This is a genomic window from Lederbergia citri (assembly GCF_018343625.1).
Taxonomy (GTDB): domain Bacteria; phylum Bacillota; class Bacilli; order Bacillales; family Bacillaceae_C; genus Lederbergia; species Lederbergia citri.
Genome location: NZ_JAGYPG010000007.1, coordinates 60,328 through 81,710, shown reverse-complemented (window position 1 = coordinate 81,710; position 21,383 = coordinate 60,328). Strand labels below are relative to the sequence as shown.

Genomic DNA, 21,383 nt, shown 5'->3' with positions numbered 1-21,383 from the left:
GGTTACCCCACCGACTTCGGGTGTTACAAACTCTCGTGGTGTGACGGGCGGTGTGTACAAGGCCCGGGAACGTATTCACCGCGGCATGCTGATCCGCGATTACTAGCGATTCCGGCTTCATGCAGGCGAGTTGCAGCCTGCAATCCGAACTGAGAATGGTTTTATGGGATTGGCTCGACCTCGCGGTTTTGCTGCCCTTTGTACCATCCATTGTAGCACGTGTGTAGCCCAGGTCATAAGGGGCATGATGATTTGACGTCATCCCCACCTTCCTCCGGTTTGTCACCGGCAGTCACCTTAGAGTGCCCAACTGAATGCTGGCAACTAAGGTCAAGGGTTGCGCTCGTTGCGGGACTTAACCCAACATCTCACGACACGAGCTGACGACAACCATGCACCACCTGTCACTCTGTCCCCCGAAGGGGAACGCCCTATCTCTAGGGGTGGCAGAGGATGTCAAGACCTGGTAAGGTTCTTCGCGTTGCTTCGAATTAAACCACATGCTCCACCGCTTGTGCGGGCCCCCGTCAATTCCTTTGAGTTTCAGCCTTGCGGCCGTACTCCCCAGGCGGAGTGCTTAATGCGTTAGCTGCAGCACTAAAGGGCGGAAACCCTCTAACACTTAGCACTCATCGTTTACGGCGTGGACTACCAGGGTATCTAATCCTGTTCGCTCCCCACGCTTTCGCGCCTCAGCGTCAGTTACAGACCAAAGAGCCGCCTTCGCCACTGGTGTTCCTCCACATCTCTACGCATTTCACCGCTACACGTGGAATTCCGCTCTTCTCTTCTGCACTCAAGTTTCCCAGTTTCCAATGACCGCTCACGGTTGAGCCGCGAGATTTCACATCAGACTTAAGAAACCGCCTGCGCGCGCTTTACGCCCAATAATTCCGGACAACGCTTGCCACCTACGTATTACCGCGGCTGCTGGCACGTAGTTAGCCGTGGCTTTCTGGTCAGGTACCGTCAAGGTACCGTTAGTTAGACGGTACTTGTTCTTCCCTGATAACAGAGTTTTACGATCCGAAAACCTTCTTCACTCACGCGGCGTTGCTCCGTCAGACTTTCGTCCATTGCGGAAGATTCCCTACTGCTGCCTCCCGTAGGAGTCTGGGCCGTGTCTCAGTCCCAGTGTGGCCGATCACCCTCTCAGGTCGGCTACGCATCGTCGCCTTGGTGAGCCGTTACCTCACCAACTAGCTAATGCGCCGCGGGCCCATCTGTAAGTGACAGCAGAACCGTCTTTCAACCTCTCCTCATGCGAGAAAAGAAGTTATCCGGTATTAGCTCCGGTTTCCCGAAGTTATCCCAGTCTTACAGGCAGGTTGCCCACGTGTTACTCACCCGTCCGCCGCTAACCTTTGGGAGCAAGCTCCCAGGTCCGCTCGACTTGCATGTATTAGGCACGCCGCCAGCGTTCGTCCTGAGCCAGGATCAAACTCTCATAAAAGTAGTTTGTTAGCTCATTGCTGGCAATGGTAAAAACCATTGTTTAAAATAAATAATTTAACGTTCGTTTCGTTCAGTTTTCAAAGATCAAACTTCGCTGCGCCATCTGATGGCGACTTTTCTATTATAACAAAATCGAAAAGTCATGTCAACAATTTTTTTAAATGTTTTTTCAATCTCTATTTAAGTTATTGTCTCTCTATCGGAGGCACGAATAATAATATAACACCATTTTATTATTGTAGCAACACTTTTTTTATTGGAAATATAAAACTTTTATTCCAAATAGAGAATCCCCGTAAATAACGGGGATTTTTAGTTAATCTCGTTTTCTCATTAAAGGGAATAACAGTACATCGCGAATAGACGGAGAATTGGTTAAAAGCATAACCAAACGATCAATGCCTATTCCTAATCCTCCTGTTGGAGGCATTCCATATTCTAGAGCTTCAATGAAATCTTCATCCATTTCATGAGCTTCATCATTGCCTTGTTCACGTTCACGCAATTGATTTTCAAAACGCTCGCGTTGATCAATAGGATCGTTTAATTCCGTAAATGCGTTCGCATGCTCACGTCCGACAATAAACAACTCAAAACGATCTGTGAATCTAGGATCCTCTTCATTCTTTTTGGCAAGCGGAGATATTTCAACTGGATGTCCGTAAATAAATGTCGGCTGAATAAGCTTTTCCTCTATCTTTTGCTCAAAAAACTCGTTGACGATATGCCCGAAAGTCATGTGTTCGGTGATTTCAATTCCGTGATCTTTGGCAAGTTGTCTCGCCTCGTCATCATTCATATTTTTCCAAAAATCTACACCTGTATACTCCTTAACGGCATCAACCATGTGCAGTCTTTTCCATTTAGGTGCAAGGTTCACTTCATGATCTCCATATTGGACGGTAGTGGAGCCTAATACTTCTTCAGCTACATGCGCGATGAGATTTTCAGTCAACTCCATAATATCGTGGAAATCAGCATACGCTTCATAAAGCTCTAGCATCGTAAACTCGGGATTATGCCTTGTCGACACACCTTCATTACGAAAAACGCGTCCAATTTCATAAACCTTTTCCATACCTCCAACAATAAGACGCTTTAAGTGAAGCTCGATGGCGATCCTCATGAAAAATGGCATGTCAAGCGCATTATGATGCGTTTCGAACGGACGAGCTGCCGCTCCACCAGCAATCGCGTGTAGCATTGGAGTTTCAACTTCCAAAAAGCCTTTCTTATCTAGGTAGCGTCTCATAGCTTGAATGATTAAACTACGCGAAATAAACGTTTCTTTACTATCTTGGTTCGTGATTAAATCTAAATAGCGTTGGCGATAACGCTGCTCAACATCTTTTAAACCATGAAACTTCTCAGGCAAAGGGCGAAGGGATTTTGATAATAAAGTAAATTCCTGCGCCTTAATAGAAAGTTCTCCTACCTTTGTCTTAAAAACCGTTCCCGTAACGCCAACAATATCCCCAAGATCCACTGTGTTGAAAAGATTATACTGTTCTTCTCCAACAGCATCTTGTCTAACATAGATTTGAATTTGTCCAGGAAGATCTTGAATATGGGCAAAACCTGCTTTTCCTTTGCCGCGCTTTGTCATAATCCTTCCGGCGATCGTTACAGAAACAGACTTTTCATCTAATTCTTCCTTTGTAAGTTGATCATATAATTCTTTTATTTCTTGCGTATCATGAGTACGTTCAAATCTTTTTCCAAAAGGGTCGATTCCACTCTCACGCAACGAAGTCATCTTGTCGCGTCTTACCCGCACTTGATCATTCAATTCTTCTTGACTCATATATACCACTCCCATCTATTTAATAAAAATAAGCAATTGAAAAAATAAAACAACTGCCAGCGGTTACTGGCAGTGTAGTGAGCGATGTTAAACAGCTTGCTTTTCGTTTACTTCCGCACCATCAGTAATATAATCCAATAAATCGATAAGCTCGGATCTTGTAAGACATTCATTGATCGCATTTCTAATCTTACCATTTCCTTGAATACCTTTTAAGTACCAAGCCGCATGCTTGCGCATTTCTCTAACCGCCACATATTCTCCTTTTAGCGCGATTAAGCGATCTAGATGTAGCTTGCATACGTCCATTTTTTCTTTAACAGTAGGTTCACCTGCTAATTCGCCTGTTTCTAAAAACTTTACGGTTTGATAAATCATCCACGGATTTCCAAGAGCAGCACGTCCAATCATGACTCCATCCACTCCGGTTTCATCCAACATTCTCTTCGCATCCTCTGGAGTTTTTACATCACCGTTTCCAATTAGCGGGATATTAATAGATTGCTTAACTTTACGTATGATATCCCAATTCGCTACACCTTCATACATTTGCACACGAGTTCGGCCATGCATGGAGACTGCTGCACCACCAGCACTCTCTACGGCTTGGGCATTTTCTACTGCAAAAATATGCTCGTCATCCCAACCGATACGCATTTTTACGGTAACGGGCTTTTCAACTGCCTCAACAACAGCTGATACCATATCGTAAATTTTATTAGGTTCAAGCAACCATCTTGCTCCTGCTTCACATTTAATAATCTTATTAACAGGGCATCCCATATTAATATCGATTATATCTGCATTTGTATTTTGATCTACGAATCTTGCCGCCTCTACAAGAGTTTCTTTTTCTCCTCCAAAAATTTGCAAGGATAGCGGCTTTTCGCGTTCATCGATATAGAGCATATTCATCGTTTTTTCGTTTTTTTGGACAATGCCCTTATCACTAATCATTTCCGCACACACAAGCCCTGCGCCAAATTCTTTAACCGTTAAGCGGAATGCTGAATTACATACTCCCGCCATCGGTGCAAGAACAACTTGATTTTTCATTTCGATATCTCCGATTTTTAACAGTTCAGCTACCTCCTTTTCTTACTTAATTCAAGCAAAATCGTAACAAGATTAATCTTCGTCCTCTGATGGGGCCAATTCTTCGATTGTCACACCTAAAACGTTTGATATCGTCAATAGAATATCCTCAGAAGGCAGACGGGTACCTCTTTCGATTTCGCCAAGAACTGATACGGAAATTGCTATATCTTTCGCAAGTCCTTCCTGCGTATAACCTTTTAACTTTCGAAAAGCGCGGATGCGTCTTCCCCATTTATCTGTTTCCATAACCGAACTCCTTCTTTATCAGGTATTTCGTCTAGAACTTCGACTAAAGGGGTATTTAAAGTCGGAAGCACAAGGCTCCGATTTATTTCTAAAAGTGGAATAAGTACAAATGCTCGCTCCGTCATCCGAGGATGCGGCACTTGTAAAGTCTCCATCTCAATATTTTCTTTATTATACAATAAAATGTCAAGGTCTATCACCCTTGGACCCCATCTAAATTCCCTTATTCTTCCTAATTCGAGTTCAATTTTCAAGCAAAGCTCCAAAAGCTGCAAGGCTGAATAAGAAGTGGTAATTTTTACAGCTATATTTAAAAAATTTTCCTGATTCGTATATCCAACAGGATCTGTTTCATAGATAGAGGAGCATGCCTCAACATTTACGTTGTCATCTTCCCTTAATTTTTGTAAGGCAAGCTTTAAAAATTCTTCTCGATTTCCAATATTTGATCCTAAAGATAGATACGCAATATTCTTCATGATGCTCGCTTCCTCGTAATTTCTACCGCAACGGAATGATAGTGTCCTGGAATAGGTGGATCAGGTTTAATCACTTTCACTGTAACGGACTCAATTTTCATGAATTTTTCTAGTATTGCTGACGCTATATGTTCGGCAACAGCTTCAATTAACTTATATGGTTTCCCTTCAACAATTTCTTTACATAGTGAATAAATATCGGCATAGCTGACCGTTAATTCTAAGTCGTCGTTTAGACCCGCTTCTCTAAAATCTGTTTCTGCGACTACATTTACGCGAAATCGTTGGCCGAGCTTGGTTTCTTCGGGAAGAACCCCGTGATATCCGTAAAACTCCAATTCATTTAAATAGATTTTATCCATCATGATTCCCCTTCCCGAGTAAAACATCCATCATAGCCGCCATCCTACTGATTTCTTTTACATCATGGACACGCATAATGTGACATCCTTTTTGAATGCCGAAGCAAACAGTTGCCCCAGTTCCTTCCATCCGCTCTTCCACCGGTAAATCGAGTGCTGTGCCAATCATGCGCTTACGCGAAGTGGCAAGGAGGACTGGATAACCAAGACCAACAAGTTTGTCCAGATTAGCCATCATCTCAATATTTTCATGATAATCCTTAGCAAAACCAATACCAGGGTCTAAAATTATTTGGTCATCCGCGACCCCTGCCTTTTTCGCAAGGGATATACTTTCATACAAATCATTCAACACGTCGCGAATAAAAGATTGATAATCGCGATTTTCACGATTATGCATCAAAATAATCGGAACGTTATAATCAGCAGCGACACTCGCTATATCAGGGTCCTTTTTCGCACCCCAAATATCATTAATAATCGAGGCACCCGCATCGACAGCTCGTTTTGCTGTTTCCGCTTTATATGTATCAATCGAAATGGGAATGGCTGCTTTAGCGGCTATCGCTTCAATAATCGGAACGACTCTGGCAATTTCATCTTCGGCTGGCACAGGTTCATGCCCCGGCCTCGTAGATTCGCCGCCGATATCAATAATATCCGCTCCATCTGCCACCATCTGAACTGCATGTTGAACTGCCGTCTCTATATTGTTGTAGCGGCCGCCATCTGAAAAAGAATCAGGCGTAGCATTTAAAATCCCCATGATTAATGTTTTATTAAATTGTAGTTCATATGACCCGCATTTCATTTTGTTCACACCTTTTTTATTTCTTATTTCATTAGAATAACCTTTTTATAAGAAAAGCGGAAGGCGCCCGATCAAAAGAAGGAAGGCTAAGGGCGCAACGTCCTGTTGCAACGCCTTCCTGACCCGCATCCTACGGGCCTCCGGCAAGCAAATGTTCTGAGTCAAAAAAGTCCGGTCTTTGACTTTTATTGACTCAGGTTATTTGACCTCGAGGGGCTGGCGCCTGGAGCTAGACAGGACGGACACCCGTCCCGTAATAATTCTAAGTAAAAAATTATACTTCCTTTAGCATAAAAATAGAAAAGCAAGCCCTCATTTGGACTTGCTTTTCAGATCGTACATGTATTAGTTTTCATATTGATAGAGTGCTGTACTTAGATAACGCTCTCCATTGTCAGGAAGAACGGCCAATACTATCTTACCTTTTCCTAATTTTTTCGCTACTTGTAACGCCGCCGCCAAGGCCGCTCCGGCTGAAATTCCGCCAAGTACACCTTCTTCTTTGGCAGCACGTCTCGACGCTGCAAAAGCTTCATCATTAGAAATTTTTATAACTTCATCATAAATCTCTGTATTTAATACAGTTGGAACGAAACCTGCTCCGATTCCTTGAATTTTATGAGGGCCAGGCTTTCCACCGGATAGAACCGGAGAGTCTTCAGGCTCTACTGCAAATATTTTAATATCAGGATATTTTTCTTTTAATACTTCGCCAGCACCTGTTATAGTTCCACCAGTTCCAATCCCTGATACAAATGCATCCAACTGATCTCCCATTTGCTCTACAATTTCTTTACCAGTTGTCAAACGATGGATTTCTGGATTAGCAAAGTTTTCAAACTGTTGAGGCATAAAATAGCCTTTTTCTTCTGCCAATTCTTTCGCTTTTTGAATGGCACCTTTCATACCTTCAGGCCCTGGTGTCAATACTAATTCTGCTCCATAAGCCCTAAGCAAATTACGACGTTCTAGGCTCATTGTCTCAGGCATTACGAGAACTGCACGGTATCCTTTTGCAGCTGAAACCATCGCTAGGCCAATACCTGTATTCCCACTAGTTGGCTCAACAATCGTATCGCCTTCTTTTAATTTCCCTTCTTTTTCAGCAGCTTCTATCATCGCTAAAGCGATTCGGTCTTTTACACTGCTTCCAGGATTCATATATTCAAGCTTTACATATACATCTGCGCTGTTTTCATCAACGATGCGGTTCAATTTTACTACAGGGGTATTGCCCACTAAATCGGCGATTGAATTTGCCTTTTTCGTCATGTTCTCCACCTCTAAATCCGAGTATTTTAATTGGTTTATTTACAAATTACCAGTAAATAGGTGTACTGTCAATAACGAACCCTTATTATTTACATAATTGTATGAAAATATACCTATGACTTCTCTTTGCACTACATGTTTTTTTCCTATAAAAATCAAAAAGGCAGTTCATTTACTGACCGCCTTTTATAACACACTATTTAATTCCCACTAAATTTTTCTATCGATGCTTCTTTAAGTTCTTCTAGTTCTTCCTTGGAGTAGTGGTATGTGGAGTTGCAAAAATGACATTGAGCGTTCGCCTCGCCATCTGCATCAATCATATCCTGAATTTCCTTTTCGCCTAGACTGATGATTGCATTGGCAAATCGCTCTTTTGAGCAAGTACAAACAAATTGAACGGGTACCTTCTCTAATATCTTTACATTTTCAGCGCCGAGAACTTGATTAAGAATATCTTCAGGAGCATATCCTTCACGAATCATTGTTGAAACAGGCATAATAGATCCGAGTCGTTTTTCAATATCCTCAATGACTTCATCATTTGCCCCAGGCATAATTTGGATGATAAATCCACCTGCAGCCAGAATCGTATTATCTGGATTAACGAGTACTCCTACTCCAACAGAAGATGGAGTTTGTTCCGATTTGGCAAAATAATAGGTGAAATCTTCCCCTAATTCACCAGAGACGATCGGAACCTGTCCTGTAAAGTGGTCGCGCAGCCCCACATCCTTCACTACAGATAATGTCCCTTCCGTCCCAACCGCTCTCCTTACATCCAACTTTCCTTGTTCATTTAAATCAAAGTGAGTTTGAGGATTCGTTACATAGCCACGCACATTTCCTTTTGCGTCTGCATCAACAAGGATAATGCCGAGTGGTCCGTCACCTTCTACTTTAATCGTAATTTTTTCTTCACCTTTTTGCATTGCACCCATCATTACACCCGCTGTCATCGCTCTGCCGAGAGCCGCTGAAGCAGTAGGCCACGTGTAATGACGACGCTGTGCTTCTCCAACTGTTTCTGTTGTAAGTGCTGCATATGCACGTACTTGTCCATTATATGCAAGTGCTTTTATTAAGTAGTCCGCCATTTGCTAGCCCCTTTCATTCGCTGACATTTCTCTTATAAATGAGCTGCAACCCTTTAAGGGTTAGATCTTGATCCACAATATCAATCATTTTTGTTTCGGTTGCAATTAAATTTGCAAGTCCACCTGTAGCCACAACGATAGGCTTTTGCTTACTTTTCTCTATAATACGTTTTACAATACCCTCAACTTGCCCAACAAAACCAAATAAAATACCAGCTTGCATCGCCGCCACTGTATTTTTTCCGATGATTTCATCAACATGAGTAATCTCTATCCGCGGAAGCTTAGCTGCCTTTGAATAGAGCGCTTCTGTAGAAATACCGATACCAGGTGCAATGACTCCACCCATATAATCAGATTTTTCATTTATGTAGCAGAACGTTGTAGCCGTCCCGAAATCAACTATAATCAGCGGACTTCCATATTCGTGTATGCCTGCTACCGCATTAACGATTCTGTCAGCCCCTACTTCACGAGGATTTTCGTATTTTATATTTAACCCAGTTTTAATTCCTGGTCCAACAATCAAAGGTTTCACTTGAAAATATTTCGAGCACATTCTTTCCAATGTGAACATAATAGGAGGAACTACAGAAGAAATAATAATTCCGTTTATATCTTCAAAGCGTAATCCAACATGTTGAAATAGGGCATTAATCGCCATGCCAAACTCATCTTCCGTTTTATGCCTGCTCGTTTCAATGCGCCAATGATATTTCAAATCATTACCTTGATATACACCAAGAACGATATTTGAATTCCCTACATCCAAAACAAAAATCAACATCTTCACCACTTTTTTAAAGAGACTTTTTCATCTCAAACATCATACCACAATTACTTTATATAATGGCAATAAAAAAGACACCGAATTTGTACTCGATGTCTTCTTCATTTTATTCCTTTTTATCCTCATCTTGTGAATCGGATGGATCATCTTCTTTTTTCGTCGGACCTAATTTTTCAGGTTTGCCTACAGGAGGATCGATTCGTTCTTCTTTGATCGACATGTCTCCTTCGTCCTTTGGCTGGATAGTTACTTTTGGATCATTTGGATCTGGCGTAACCGTAGAAACTGGGCGATCCGGAAGTGTACCTTTTTCATAAAGGCTCTTAATCTGATCTGCATCAAGAGTTTCCACTTCAAGAAGTGTTTGTGCAATCAATTCAAGCTTGTCACGATTTTCTCTGAGAATTTTTTCAGCTCGCTCGTAACATTCTTTAATGATGCGTTGAATTTCCATATCGATTTCATATGCAATCGCATCTGAATAATTTTGTTCGTTGTGTATGTCACGGCCTAAGAACACTTGACCGCCTTGCGCTTGACCAAATTGAAGTGGACCAAGTTTTTCACTCATCCCAAATTCAGTAACCATGCGGCGGGCAATTCCGGTAGCACGTTGGAAGTCATTATGGGCACCTGTTGACGCTTCATTGAAGGTAATTTCTTCAGCAACACGGCCTCCGAGCAATCCAGTAATTTTATCAAGCAGCTCCGGCTTCGTTTGGAAATAACGGTCTTCCTTAGGAAGCATGACAGCATAGCCGCCAGCTTGACCACGTGGAACAATTGTTACTTTATGAACTATATCTGCTTCATCCAACACGAGACCAATGACCGTATGTCCACCCTCGTGATACGCAACAATGTTTCGCTCTTTCTCAGATATGACTCGGCTTTTCTTAGCTGGACCAGCAATTACACGGTCGGTCGCTTCATCCACATCAAGCATATCAATTTTCTTCTTATTATGCCTTGCCGCAACTAACGCAGCTTCATTCAATAGATTTTCCAAATCTGCACCTGAAAAACCTGGTGTTCTCATTGCGATAGATCTCAAGTTGACTGACTCATCAAGCGGTTTATTACGCGCATGAACACGTAAGACTGCTTCACGCCCGTTGACGTCAGGACGATCAACTGTGATTTGACGGTCAAAGCGTCCAGGACGCAATAGAGCAGGGTCTAATATATCTGGACGGTTTGTAGCGGCTACAATGATAATTCCTTCATTTTCACCAAACCCATCCATTTCCACGAGCAATTGGTTTAATGTTTGCTCACGCTCATCGTGGCCACCGCCAAGGCCTGCACCACGTTGGCGTCCAACTGCATCAATCTCATCTATAAAAATGATACATGGAGCGTTTTTCTTAGCATTTTCAAATAAATCACGGACACGAGACGCACCAACACCGACAAACATTTCAACAAAGTCGGAACCACTGATGGAGAAAAATGGAACTCCCGCTTCCCCAGCAACAGCGCGCGCTAGAAGTGTCTTACCAGTACCTGGAGGTCCAACAAGTAAGATCCCTTTTGGTATTCTTGCACCTAATTCGGAGAACTTTCTTGGATCCTTCAGAAACTCAACGACTTCTACGAGCTCCTGTTTTTCCTCATCGGCGCCCGCAACGTCTTTAAATCGTACCTTTTTCTTTTCTTCTGAGTAGAGCCTTGCTTTACTCTTTCCGAAGTTCATTACTCTACTTCCGCCACCTTGCGCTTGGTTCAACAAGAAGAAGAAGAGAATAAAGATAATGATGAATGGAATAATTGTCGTGAAAAATGACACCCAGCCACTTGTTTCTTTCGCAGGCTTTACTTCTAATTCAGATGCAGCCGCATCAATACGATCCAACATAGCAGGACTATTCATCACATACGTAATAAAAAATTGACCTTCCTGAGCACCTTTTAACTGACCTTTAATTTCATAAACGCCTCGTTCAGGTTGCATTGTATACTTTTCAATTTCACCATTTTCCAAATGCGTGACAAAAGCATTATATGTCATCGGTTTTATTGTTTCATTGCTATTTTTAAACCAGCTTAATATTCCCACAAGAACGAGAAAAATTAGAGCGTAAAAAATAACATTTCTAAAAATCCGGTTCATCCCTTACCTCCTCCCACTTTAAGAAAAGCGAACATATGATTACTGTCTTAAAAATGTATCCTAATAAAAATCTTACACTTTTTTAGCTTTTAAAAAAACTATATTCAATAGTATCATAGTCATTTCTTTCTTTACAACAAATCCACTTCTTTTTCAATATTTATTTCATTTTTATTCATTCTTGCCATAAACTTCAGGCTTTAATATCCCAATATAGGGCAAATTGCGATATTTCTCCGCATAGTCAAGGCCGTAGCCGACTACAAATTCATCCGGTACAATAAAACCTACATAATCTGCTTCAATATTTGCTTTTCTTCCTGTTGGTTTATCCAATAGCGTAACAATTTTGATTGATTTCGCTTTACGATAGCGGAATAAATCAACAAGATAGTTTAATGTCAAACCACTATCAATGATATCTTCAATTATTAGGATATCACGGCCTTCGACAGGCGTGTTTAAATCCTTCAGTATTTTTACCTCTCCAGAGGAGACAGTTGACCTTCCATAGCTCGAAACATCCATAAAATCGATCTCTAAATATGTATCAATCCTCTTCATGAGGTCCGTCATAAAAGGAGTTGCTCCTTTTAGTACTCCAATAGCAAGAGGAAAACGTCCATCATATTCTTCCGTAAGTTGATGGCCAAGTTCAATGATTTTTGCATTGATTTCTTCTTCACTTATTAATACTTTTTCAATATCATGCTTCATTTGTTCGGTTGCCTCCCAAGTATGTTTAGTCGCTATAGTATATAAGGTAATAATCTTTTTGTCGTAAAGGAGGTGTTTCATAAGAAGATTTTTTTAATCCCGGGATCCAAAGGATTTTACCGGTTTGATCAGTCACAATTGGCCATTTTGCCCTTTCTTCCAAAGGTATCTTCATATCAATAAAAATATCTTTGATTTTCTTTGTGCCGTTCATCCCTTTTACTTTTATTTTGTCACCGATTTGTCTTGGACGAATAATTAAAGGGAATTGAATGTCTTCTGGTTGAACAATTATTGTATGTTCATTTTCTATTATTGGAAAATTAGCTGCCTTTTCCACTCGAATCATTTTTCCGTTTGGCAGAACGGCCTGCTCGCCTTCAAAAATTTCGTAGTAAAAGCTTGAGCTCTGCTCTTTCTCACTAAATGTAAATCGGCAAGAATTATAGGACCTAATCACTTTTAGACCATTCGGAAAATCCAATCTTCCAGAAGGGTTATCTCCCTTAATCAGCTGTTGAAATGCGTCTATATGTACCGACGTTAAATCAGGTATGTATTGTTTGTAAAGATAGTTTAATATTAGATGAATCACTCTTCTTTGTAAAGGCAAAGCTATTTGACAAAATGAAGGAATATCAAGTGACATTGCACCCTCTTCATAAACCTGACACATCTTCTTAAATGCCTCTTTTGCCAATTCCTGTAGGTATGTTTCGTCCTCACTTATTTCTTCACTGAAACGTTGAAAATGTTCAATTACACGAGGGTTTTCTTTTTTTAAAAAAGGCAGCACATCCCACCTAAACCGATTTCTTGTATATTTTTTTGTATCATTGCTTAGATCACGACGTGGTTCTAAATGATGTGCTTTACAGTATTCCTCTATTTCTATTTTGGATACGCCCATTAGCGGGCGTATTAACTCTTTACCTTGACCAAATGGCCTTTTCACTTGAATGCCCGCTCTGGAAATCCCACTGCTTCCCCTCACAAGCCGCATTAGAATTGTTTCTATTTGGTCATCACCATGCTGACCAACAGCAAGCTTATTTGCATGAAGCTCTTCCATTACATTTTCAAAAAATTGATAACGGTATTTTCTAGCCGTTTCCTGTAAGCCCGTTTTATCTACTTCCATTTTCGCATTAATATCGATTGAAGCACTTTTAAACATGATATTTCGATGTTCGCAATAACGTTGGACGAAAATTAGATCTTCTTTTGATGCTTCGCCTCTTAACATATGATCAACGTGTGCGGCAGCAATCTTAATGTTATATCTCGTTGACTGATGATATAGGAAATCAAGTAATGCCAAAGAATCGGGACCACCAGACACCGCTATCAAAACATAATCTCCCTCATGAAGCAGGGAATGCCTTGAAATAAAACTATGCGTTTTTCTCTCATAATCCAACACAAAAACCATTCCCTTACGTTATTTCGGAAATTCCCTATCTATATATATCGTATCATTTACTCGATTGAAAGGAATAGCATAAAGCATTGAAATTTCCTATAATATATAGCCATATATATATAAGGTATATAAAATCAAAGTAAGCAGCAGGATTGATGCGGTTTCCCAAAAAGACCTCATTCTTTTCTTTTTTGTTTTTGGTAAATATCGCGTTGTTCGTTGCTTTTGTGACCGCTCACCTACAGAGAGAATCACAAGAATCTCTTTTTTCATTTCTTTAGCGGAGTCGTATTTCCCTAAAAGCGCCTTCATTAAAACCGTTTCAAATTTTATCAATTCCTTATTTCCTTGAATCATAGCGGTTAATTGTTTGATGCTGTCTCCTTTTTTAACAAACCGTTTTGGGTAATATAAATTGATCATCATCATAGCGGTCGAAAAAAGATCATAACTTGGTTCTGCCTTTCTAGAGCCCAGCCCCCAGTAACCACGATCAAAAAACTCAGTAAATTCTTTAATAGCGCGACCCTTCATCGTCGTTCCCCCAACATCAATGCAGCGAATTCTAGGTGTTGGTCCTTCCACAATTAAGTTCTCCGGCTTCAAGTCGCCGAAAATCCAACCTTTTTCATGCAAACCTTCTAAAACATCTAGGAGCTGCACGATCATGACGCCAGTCCAAGATAGACCCTTTTCCCTAATGAAGGATAAAAGCTCTTGTCCTTGAATGTATTCCATCGCATAAAAATGAATTCGTCTTTTTCCGTTCACCCAATCATCTACATCATACAAAGAAGGTCCGAGGGCTGACCCTTGGACCTTCTCAAGTGCTTTTAGGACATTAACCTCCGTGGTGATTGTAACACTATCCACGCTCATCTTCACCGCAGTATAACCATTACGATTTTTGGCGAGATACACCACTCCATTTGCACCTGAGCCAAGCTTTTTAACAATTTCATAATGATGCCTATGCCATTTTCCAATGATGACAGTGCCAGTAGAATAATTACATTGATTCTTCGATATATTGTTCATCATCACCTGATAGCAATCCTCTCAAAGAACGCTTTTTCTTAAAATATGTGATCGCTTCGCGGATAGCAGGTCCCGTTGGAGTAATCCCTCCTACGGCGAGTTTTGGGAAAATACTCGTCAGTAATCCCAAATTTGGCGTCCAATCTAAAAGCCTTTCTACATCTTTCCTTTTCCCGGGAAATATTAAAACCGCAAAACGATTATCGCCCATCCTAGCGTTCAAACTTAAAGACAGGTCTAATAAAGCTTCTTTTACAGTATCCAGCTTCGTTTTCATGCTAGCGCTCGTATCAATTAATATAACGACTTCTACGTCCGTTGTCTCACCGAGTTCATCGACTACTTCCATCACTTCTCCGCGCTGTTCAGGCGGAAGCTCTTCTAACTCCATATCCTTCCCTAAAATTTGCCGCAATTCTTTATTTACAACCCCTTGCAGCGTCTGGTTCATCGCCTTTCTTGTTACCATTTGTACCGTTTGCGATAATTGCTCGGCAAACACAACTTGACTAATCCCGCCACCAGAGGCGGCAATCCCTTCTATTTCCTTTATGCCTTTTTCTTCAATAGAATCGTTTTCAACTACCCCAATGACATTAACCGTAATGCCATGCTCTTTCGCAAGTGCAGCCATAGCTATAGGGTTTTCACCTTGATTGGAACAACCGTCCGTAATTAATAAAATTTGTTTCAAACTGCCCTTTTTCATGTACTCCCCTCCAAATTTAACAGTTTCGCTTCATATGAAACTGTTTATTTAGTATCATCCTCGCCGGGAGTAACTTTTTTTATACTTAAATATACTATAAGTTTTATTGTGTCTATATTTTTGAATTTAGACTTTAGCTGTCCAGCTACAGCGCCTATCGACTAGCAAACTTCTTGCCCTTCTCTTAAGTCAAAGGCCGAAGAAGGAACGTCAACTAAAACCGCCCATCCTGTGGGCCTGTACGTCGATGAACAAGGCGCTTGCGCTTTTCTAATACTTCTTTATGATATTTTCATATGTCTACTTCTTACAGGAATGGCAGCCCATTTTGGCGTATTATGTTTTATTGCCACAACAGCAATCGTCATATCATCCGCAATCACTCCAGATCTCGTTCTTATCACTTCCTCCATAATTAAATCTGCAACAGCCTGCGGTTCATCCGTTTCCATTTCTCTTAGCTTCCGCTTCATCCACAACTCATAATTTTCAACATTTTTAGGTCCTTCAAATATACCGTCGCTCATCATGATAAGTAAGTCGCCGGCACGCAACTGCTCTGTCACGATATCTACATCAAAATCTTGTAAAATTCCCATGGGTAAATTACCAGATTCAATTTTTAATATTTTATCTCCCCTTTTTATAAAACTTGGCGTCGAACCAATCTTAAGAAATTTTGCTTGGGCATTTTGTAGATCAATCATTGCAAGATCTAATGTTGAAAAAATTTCATCTGTCGTTCTTAACGATAAAACGGAATTGACTGATTTAATCGCCACCCTTTCTTCAATGCCAGATTTGAGTATCTTTTGCAAAAGCTTGAGTGTTTCACTGCTTTCATAATGGGCTCTTTCTCCGTTTCCCATCCCATCACTAATAGCTACTGCAAATTTTCCGGGACCTAGTTCGATCGTAGAGTAGCTATCTCCTGATAAAAAACCTCCTCCTTTTGCTGCATGTGCAACACCTGTGTCTACAGTGTAGGCCTTCATTGAACGAAGGGTTGCGTAAGATAAATCCGAACGATACTCTTCATACTCTTCACCCTTTACGATAATCGTTTCATTTAATATGTCGGATATGATGGGTGCGATGATTTTTTCAAATTCTCCTAAACTACTTGCATAAGGAAGAGTTATATCAATGTCCACATTTCCGGGTTCGAGGCTATAAATTTCAATTTGCTCGATCTCAATTCCGAAATCCTGCAAAACATCAAGCATCATTTCTTCCTGCCGATGATGGTTTTCTTGTTCCCGCTGAATTTCTTTTGCAAAATCTCCCATTACTTCAGACACACCTAATAATTGTTCAGCTACAAGCTTCCTGCTTTCCTGCAATTGTGTTTTCAATTGCTGGTTTGCGTTCATAATCGTAAGTTCTTTATGGACTGTATCACGCACTTTTTTTGCTTTATTACAATGCTTGTCCAACTGCCTGTAAACAGGAGGTGAGAGAGTCCCCGAATTTTCATCCATGTCATGCATAACAGTCCTCATTAATTCATATGTTTTATCAAAGTTAGAACTCCAACAATGATTGCGCTTAAAACAGTTTTGGCATGTTTTCTCTGTTACATGACTGAGAAAAAGATCAAATTCCTGTTCTTCGTTTTTTTCATCCTCCCATTTTTCAGTTTGAGAAAAACTATTAGACAAAGCTTGAAAAACAGATGAAAATTGCTCTACCCTTCGGACAGTAATGTCCCTAATTTTTCTTGCATATCGCTGTTGGTCTTTCGCATGCTCGGGAGTTCCAGGAATAAAACGGGCCAATTTTTCGGTCAAGCCTGACGGAGTAATGAAAAATAGTAAGATGGCTGCACATGATTCATAAACAGTCAATTCAAGTGGAGTATTGGACTCACCGTACATTCCAATCAGAATTGTTGCCACCATTAGCCCAATTGCAGAGCCAATGCGTTTTCCTTCTTTAAGAAGACCGCCGAGCAATCCTGCAAAAGCTAACAAGCTCATTTGATAAAGGCTTGCGATATTCGAAAGACTAAATATCAGACCTGTCACGACACCAACAGTCGATCCAACAGTTGCGCCGGCTGTAAAAGCAAAAAGAAGAACAAGATAACGTGAAAGAATATGCTCAACGGATAATTCATACACCGCCCAGCCAATCGTTCCCGTTAAAACAGTAGCAAGCAAGATGATAAGACTAATGACTTCTTCCGTTTTTAAAGATTTTTTTCTTTTACGGGAGGAAAGAAATGGAATACTTTGCATAAATATAAAGACAAGGACATATGCAAGACTCGCTTCAACCGCTGCCATTACGGCATCATAACGAGAGAGAGTCTGTCCATTTTGAACGAACTGAAAACCGCATTTTATAAAGAAAGAAAGAGAAAGAACTAAGTAAGGCAATATTTTAAAAGCATGTTTCAACAAACGGTTCAAAGCTTTAAAAGTAATCAGGAATAATATACATAAAGTAAGGGTATATGCAGCATTTCCTATAGACAGTGTTAGCGAACCTGCTAATAGACCAAAAAGGACTAACGGGGCCTTGTCCCTTTTTAATAAGTAGACGACTGCGAAGAATGGCAAAGCAAATGGAGTTAAATGGGATAATATTAAAGCACGGCCAAGAAGCAGAGATACAAGAAGCAAGGCAATGCCCTTTTGCAGGAATAAATAATCCAGTCGCTGCTGAATGATCCTGAGCTTCTTCGAAATATCAATTTTATTTTCTTGCAGTTCCATATTCCGTAACGGCGCAATGATACTTAGATCTCCTCTTTCCACTTTAAATACACTCCCCACATTTTTAATAGCTTTCATTATAAATGGGCTTGTTTTAGTATTTTGTCATTTTGATGGACATGATTAATAAAAGAGTTCGACTAATTTGGGCAAATTAAAAAGCATAAGACTATTCTTCATGGGAAGAATGTCTTATGCTTTTTTTTGATATTTGGCTGCTGACGCTATAGGCTTGTGGTCAAAACAAGCAAGCGCCTTTCGTTTTGTCTAGCTACAGCGTCTAGCGACTAGCAAATTTCTTGTCCTTCTCCCTACGATAAGTCAACATCGGCTCGTTCCTCGCCGTGTTTCCTTTATCTCAGTCAAAGGCCCTGAAATTTGTACGTCGCTAAACAGACGCTTTCGCATTTCGTATTGTCTAGCTACAGCGCCTAGCGGCTAGCAAACTTCCTGTCCTTTTCCCTACGATAAGTCAACATCGACTCGTTCCTCGTCGTGTTTCCTTTATCTCAGTCAAAGGCCTTAAAGTTTGTACACCGCTGAGCAAGGCGCTTTCGCATTTCAGTATAGCGGCGGAGGGGATCGAACCCACGACCTCACGGGTATGAACCGTACGCTCTAGCCAGCTGAGCTACGCCGCCATGAACCTTATAAAAGGCACAATGTCTATAATACAGACCTCTCAAAAAGTTGTCAATCATATTTTTACAAGAAGTGCGAATAACCATGAATTTCCAGTACGAAAAAACTGCCCAAACCAAGAATTTGTTCTTAGATTTGGGCAGTCCCATATATTTTATTAAACAGACAGCAAGTTAACCTCTTCTCGCTCCTCGTCCACCACGTTTTGATTCCGTATGACGCTTCAATGAAGATAAGCGGTCTTCACTATCTTTCAAAAACTTGTTCATTTTTTGCTCAAAGCTTTCTTTTGTACGAACATCATTTACTCGATTTTGTCGTGGACGTGGATTTGAATGTGAATGTGAATGAGATTGAGCCGGTGGCTGATCTTTTGCTTTACGAATTGACAAGCCAATTTTTCCGTCTTTCTCAACATTTAAGACCTTTACTAGGACTTCATCGCCAACTTTTAAATGTTCATTGATGTCTTTCACATAATTGTCGGCTACTTCACTAATGTGAACAAGACCTGTTGTGCCTTCGGGCAATTCAACGAACGCCCCAAAATGAGTGATGCCTGTTACCTTACCTTGTAACTTGCTGCCTACTTCGATCGACATAAAAAAAATGATCCTCCTTAAAGTATAAAAAATAAGCCTTATTCTACATTATATAGAACTTATAAAAAAAGTGTCAATAAGACACCTTATCTTCTTTCTTTTTCTTTTTTGGTTCTGGGATATTAAAAATGATTTCACCTTCTTCAGAAAGGAAATACTCACTTCTCGCCAGCTTTGCTAAGTATTCATCATCGTTTAGCTTCACAATTTCATCTTCCAACTTTATTTGTTCTTTCTCTAATTCAGCGAGCGTTTTTTCCAGCTTCGCTTCTTCCTTTTTCTTAGCTTCCAGGACACCTGATCGATACATAAAAGTGGAGATGACTAAATAGGATAATGCCACGGTTAGGATGAGGAATATAGACAATCTTCGAATGAGAAGTTTTTTTCTTTTGGCTGTTCTTCTCATGATGACTTCTTGCTGCTTCATATAGTTTGTTTCTAGTGAAGTAATCGGGCTGATTTTTTTTACTCCCATCCTATGGCCTCCTTATTTATTTATTGCGAAACATTTCTTTTATAAAATGAACCACTTTCATCATTACATTCTTGATAATTTGAAAATATCCTGCTATTACGTCATATGATTTTCGGAAAGCTTTTTTTACTTGTTTTGGAACAAGGTAGAGAAGTCCTTTACCAATTAATTTTAACGGATACAGGACAACCTTTAAACCCCATAATAACACTTTTCCTACAATTTTTACAAGTGTCAAAAGGACCTTCCCTGTAAACACTAAAACCCCTAATAGAAATAAAACAAGCCATTTGATTGGACTATATACAAGTGTAGTAAATAACTTATGAATAAAACGAATGGTAGCTTTTGTGAAAGTTATGACTGCTTCAAGGACTTTTAAGTAAAATTTTTTTAATAAGGCTTGGTAAGCAGCAAAGCCACAAAGAAGCGCTAATAAAAGGTAAAAACGTAGTTCTCCATAATTAACCAGATACAAAATATAAAAAGCGATAAGCCCATGGAAAATCCAAAATAAAATATCGTTTATAAAAAGAATCAGTTTTTTTCGATTCTTTCTATTTAAAAACCGCTGATACGTATCGAGGGATGCGCCAAAAAAGCTTCCCATGGCGATCATGGAAAGCATTGTATAAAACTGAGTAGATAAACTCATCGAAATAGCTTCCCAAAGAATCCTTTTGCCTTCTCGCCGTGATGATCATCAAGATAGACTAGATCATATATCTTACCTTTTATCGAGACAATCCCCTTGTCTACATCTAGATTCTTCATTTGAAGATTTTGGCCACGTATCGCCAAAAAGCCCATTGACGTTTCTAATAAAAATTCTTCATTATCAAAGCTTTCTACTTGCTTTACCCCTGTTATATCAAGAATTTTTCTGCCTCTCATCACTACATCGTGATCAGGCACCGCTCCCTTTGAAGGCATAGATTCGTAATATTGGTTCATTTTCATCCCTCATTTTCGCACTAATTTTGTTTAATACATATGAGAGAAAATGAAATAATAGAACAAGCCTTACGAAAAGCGGAAGTGCCTGTTCATCGACGTACAAACTTCAGATCCTTCGACTGAGATAAAGGAAACACGATGAGCCTGGAAGGCGAATCGATGTTGACTTATCGTAGGGAGAAGGACAAGAAGTTTGCTAGTCGATAGGCACTGGAGCTAGACAATACGAAAAGCGAAAGTGCCTTGCTCATCGACGTACATACCCAGGAAGGCCAGACTATTCTAAAGCTCTTCCCTAGCAGCTTTTTCCTCTTTCAACACCGTATACATATTAGCTGCTTCTTCTTTTCTAGATGATTCTTGAAGAGCGTCAATTTTGACGGTCACCGTTTTTTGCCCGAAACGAATCTCTAGCTCGTCCCCTACTTTAACATTGGAGCTAGCTTTTGCAATTTGTCCATTTATTGCAATTCTACCTTTATCCGCTACTTCTTTTGCGAGAGTGCGCCTTTTTATCAATCGTGACACTTTTAAAAACTTGTCTAAACGCATTGTTGCCATCTAAATTTA

20 protein-coding genes, 1 tRNA gene and 1 rRNA gene are annotated in these 21,383 nt (G+C 40.3%); all 22 read right to left on the bottom strand.

The window, feature by feature from the left end; translation table 11 throughout:
• A 16S ribosomal RNA gene (locus tag KHA97_RS23710) occupies positions 1–1,453 on the bottom strand; the annotation flags it as partial.
• A gap of 318 nt (positions 1,454–1,771) precedes the next feature.
• Positions 1,772–3,259, bottom strand: a complete 1,488-nt coding sequence (lysS, locus tag KHA97_RS23705) for a lysine--tRNA ligase (RefSeq protein ID WP_213127266.1) — start codon at positions 3,257–3,259, stop codon at positions 1,772–1,774.
• A gap of 87 nt (positions 3,260–3,346) precedes the next feature.
• The gene (gene dusB / locus KHA97_RS23700; RefSeq protein WP_213127275.1) at positions 3,347–4,339 is read right to left on the bottom strand and encodes a tRNA dihydrouridine synthase DusB; all 993 of its coding nucleotides are present in this window, start codon (positions 4,337–4,339) and stop codon (positions 3,347–3,349) included.
• Between the two features lie 48 nt (positions 4,340–4,387).
• On the bottom strand, positions 4,388–4,603 hold the full coding sequence (locus KHA97_RS23695) for a helix-turn-helix domain-containing protein (protein WP_213127265.1): 216 nt from the start codon (positions 4,601–4,603) through the stop codon (positions 4,388–4,390).
• Positions 4,555–5,082 carry a 2-amino-4-hydroxy-6-hydroxymethyldihydropteridine diphosphokinase gene (gene folK / locus KHA97_RS23690; protein ID WP_213127264.1) on the bottom strand — a complete coding sequence of 176 codons (528 nt, stop codon included), beginning with the start codon at positions 5,080–5,082 and terminating at the stop codon, positions 4,555–4,557. The genes KHA97_RS23695 and folK overlap by 49 nt, the downstream gene beginning before the upstream one ends.
• Positions 5,079–5,444 carry a dihydroneopterin aldolase gene (gene folB / locus KHA97_RS23685; RefSeq protein WP_213127263.1) on the bottom strand — a complete coding sequence of 122 codons (366 nt, stop codon included), beginning with the start codon at positions 5,442–5,444 and terminating at the stop codon, positions 5,079–5,081. Before folB ends, folK begins: the two co-directional genes overlap by 4 nt.
• On the bottom strand, positions 5,437–6,255 hold the full coding sequence (folP, locus tag KHA97_RS23680; protein ID WP_213127262.1) for a dihydropteroate synthase: 819 nt from the start codon (positions 6,253–6,255) through the stop codon (positions 5,437–5,439). The genes folB and folP overlap by 8 nt, the downstream gene beginning before the upstream one ends.
• A gap of 345 nt (positions 6,256–6,600) precedes the next feature.
• A complete protein-coding gene (cysK, locus tag KHA97_RS23675) occupies positions 6,601–7,527 on the bottom strand; it encodes a cysteine synthase A (protein ID WP_213127261.1) in 927 nt (308 codons plus the stop codon).
• A 200-nt stretch (positions 7,528–7,727) separates the two neighbouring features.
• Positions 7,728–8,624, bottom strand: coding sequence for an Hsp33 family molecular chaperone HslO (hslO, locus tag KHA97_RS23670; RefSeq protein ID WP_213127260.1), 897 nt, complete (start codon positions 8,622–8,624; stop codon positions 7,728–7,730).
• A 13-nt stretch (positions 8,625–8,637) separates the two neighbouring features.
• Positions 8,638–9,411 carry a type III pantothenate kinase gene (locus KHA97_RS23665; RefSeq protein ID WP_213127259.1) on the bottom strand — a complete coding sequence of 258 codons (774 nt, stop codon included), beginning with the start codon at positions 9,409–9,411 and terminating at the stop codon, positions 8,638–8,640.
• A 109-nt stretch (positions 9,412–9,520) separates the two neighbouring features.
• On the bottom strand, positions 9,521–11,527 hold the full coding sequence (gene ftsH, locus KHA97_RS23660; protein ID WP_213127258.1) for an ATP-dependent zinc metalloprotease FtsH: 2,007 nt from the start codon (positions 11,525–11,527) through the stop codon (positions 9,521–9,523).
• A 171-nt stretch (positions 11,528–11,698) separates the two neighbouring features.
• Positions 11,699–12,244, bottom strand: a complete 546-nt coding sequence (hpt, locus tag KHA97_RS23655) for a hypoxanthine phosphoribosyltransferase (RefSeq protein WP_213127257.1) — start codon at positions 12,242–12,244, stop codon at positions 11,699–11,701.
• A gap of 25 nt (positions 12,245–12,269) precedes the next feature.
• Positions 12,270–13,586, bottom strand: coding sequence for a tRNA lysidine(34) synthetase TilS (gene tilS, locus KHA97_RS23650; protein WP_325167540.1), 1,317 nt, complete (start codon positions 13,584–13,586; stop codon positions 12,270–12,272).
• Between the two features lie 177 nt (positions 13,587–13,763).
• Positions 13,764–14,708, bottom strand: a complete 945-nt coding sequence (locus tag KHA97_RS23645; protein WP_213127255.1) for a protein kinase domain-containing protein — start codon at positions 14,706–14,708, stop codon at positions 13,764–13,766.
• Entirely contained in the window at positions 14,677–15,414 is a 738-nt protein-coding gene (locus KHA97_RS23640) for a vWA domain-containing protein (protein WP_213127254.1), read from the bottom strand. Before KHA97_RS23640 ends, KHA97_RS23645 begins: the two co-directional genes overlap by 32 nt.
• Positions 15,415–15,695: 281 nt before the next feature.
• Positions 15,696–18,212 carry a stage II sporulation protein E gene (spoIIE, locus tag KHA97_RS23635; RefSeq protein ID WP_213127253.1) on the bottom strand — a complete coding sequence of 839 codons (2,517 nt, stop codon included), beginning with the start codon at positions 18,210–18,212 and terminating at the stop codon, positions 15,696–15,698.
• A gap of 489 nt (positions 18,213–18,701) precedes the next feature.
• Positions 18,702–18,775, bottom strand: a tRNA-Met gene (locus KHA97_RS23630).
• Positions 18,776–18,949: 174 nt separating this feature from the next.
• Positions 18,950–19,378: a S1 domain-containing RNA-binding protein gene (locus KHA97_RS23625; RefSeq protein ID WP_213127252.1), complete on the bottom strand. Its 429-nt coding sequence runs from the start codon at positions 19,376–19,378 to the stop codon at positions 18,950–18,952.
• A gap of 73 nt (positions 19,379–19,451) precedes the next feature.
• Positions 19,452–19,856, bottom strand: coding sequence for an FtsB family cell division protein (locus tag KHA97_RS23620; protein ID WP_213127251.1), 405 nt, complete (start codon positions 19,854–19,856; stop codon positions 19,452–19,454).
• 16 nt (positions 19,857–19,872) lie between these two features.
• On the bottom strand, positions 19,873–20,511 hold the full coding sequence (gene yabQ, locus KHA97_RS23615) for a spore cortex biosynthesis protein YabQ (protein WP_213127250.1): 639 nt from the start codon (positions 20,509–20,511) through the stop codon (positions 19,873–19,875).
• Entirely contained in the window at positions 20,508–20,810 is a 303-nt protein-coding gene (gene yabP, locus KHA97_RS23610; RefSeq protein WP_213127249.1) for a sporulation protein YabP, read from the bottom strand. The genes yabQ and yabP overlap by 4 nt, the downstream gene beginning before the upstream one ends.
• A 285-nt stretch (positions 20,811–21,095) precedes the next feature.
• Complete coding sequence (locus KHA97_RS23605) at positions 21,096–21,365, bottom strand: RNA-binding S4 domain-containing protein (protein ID WP_213127274.1); 270 nt, start codon at positions 21,363–21,365, stop codon at positions 21,096–21,098.
• Between the last annotated feature and the right edge of the window lie 18 nt (positions 21,366–21,383).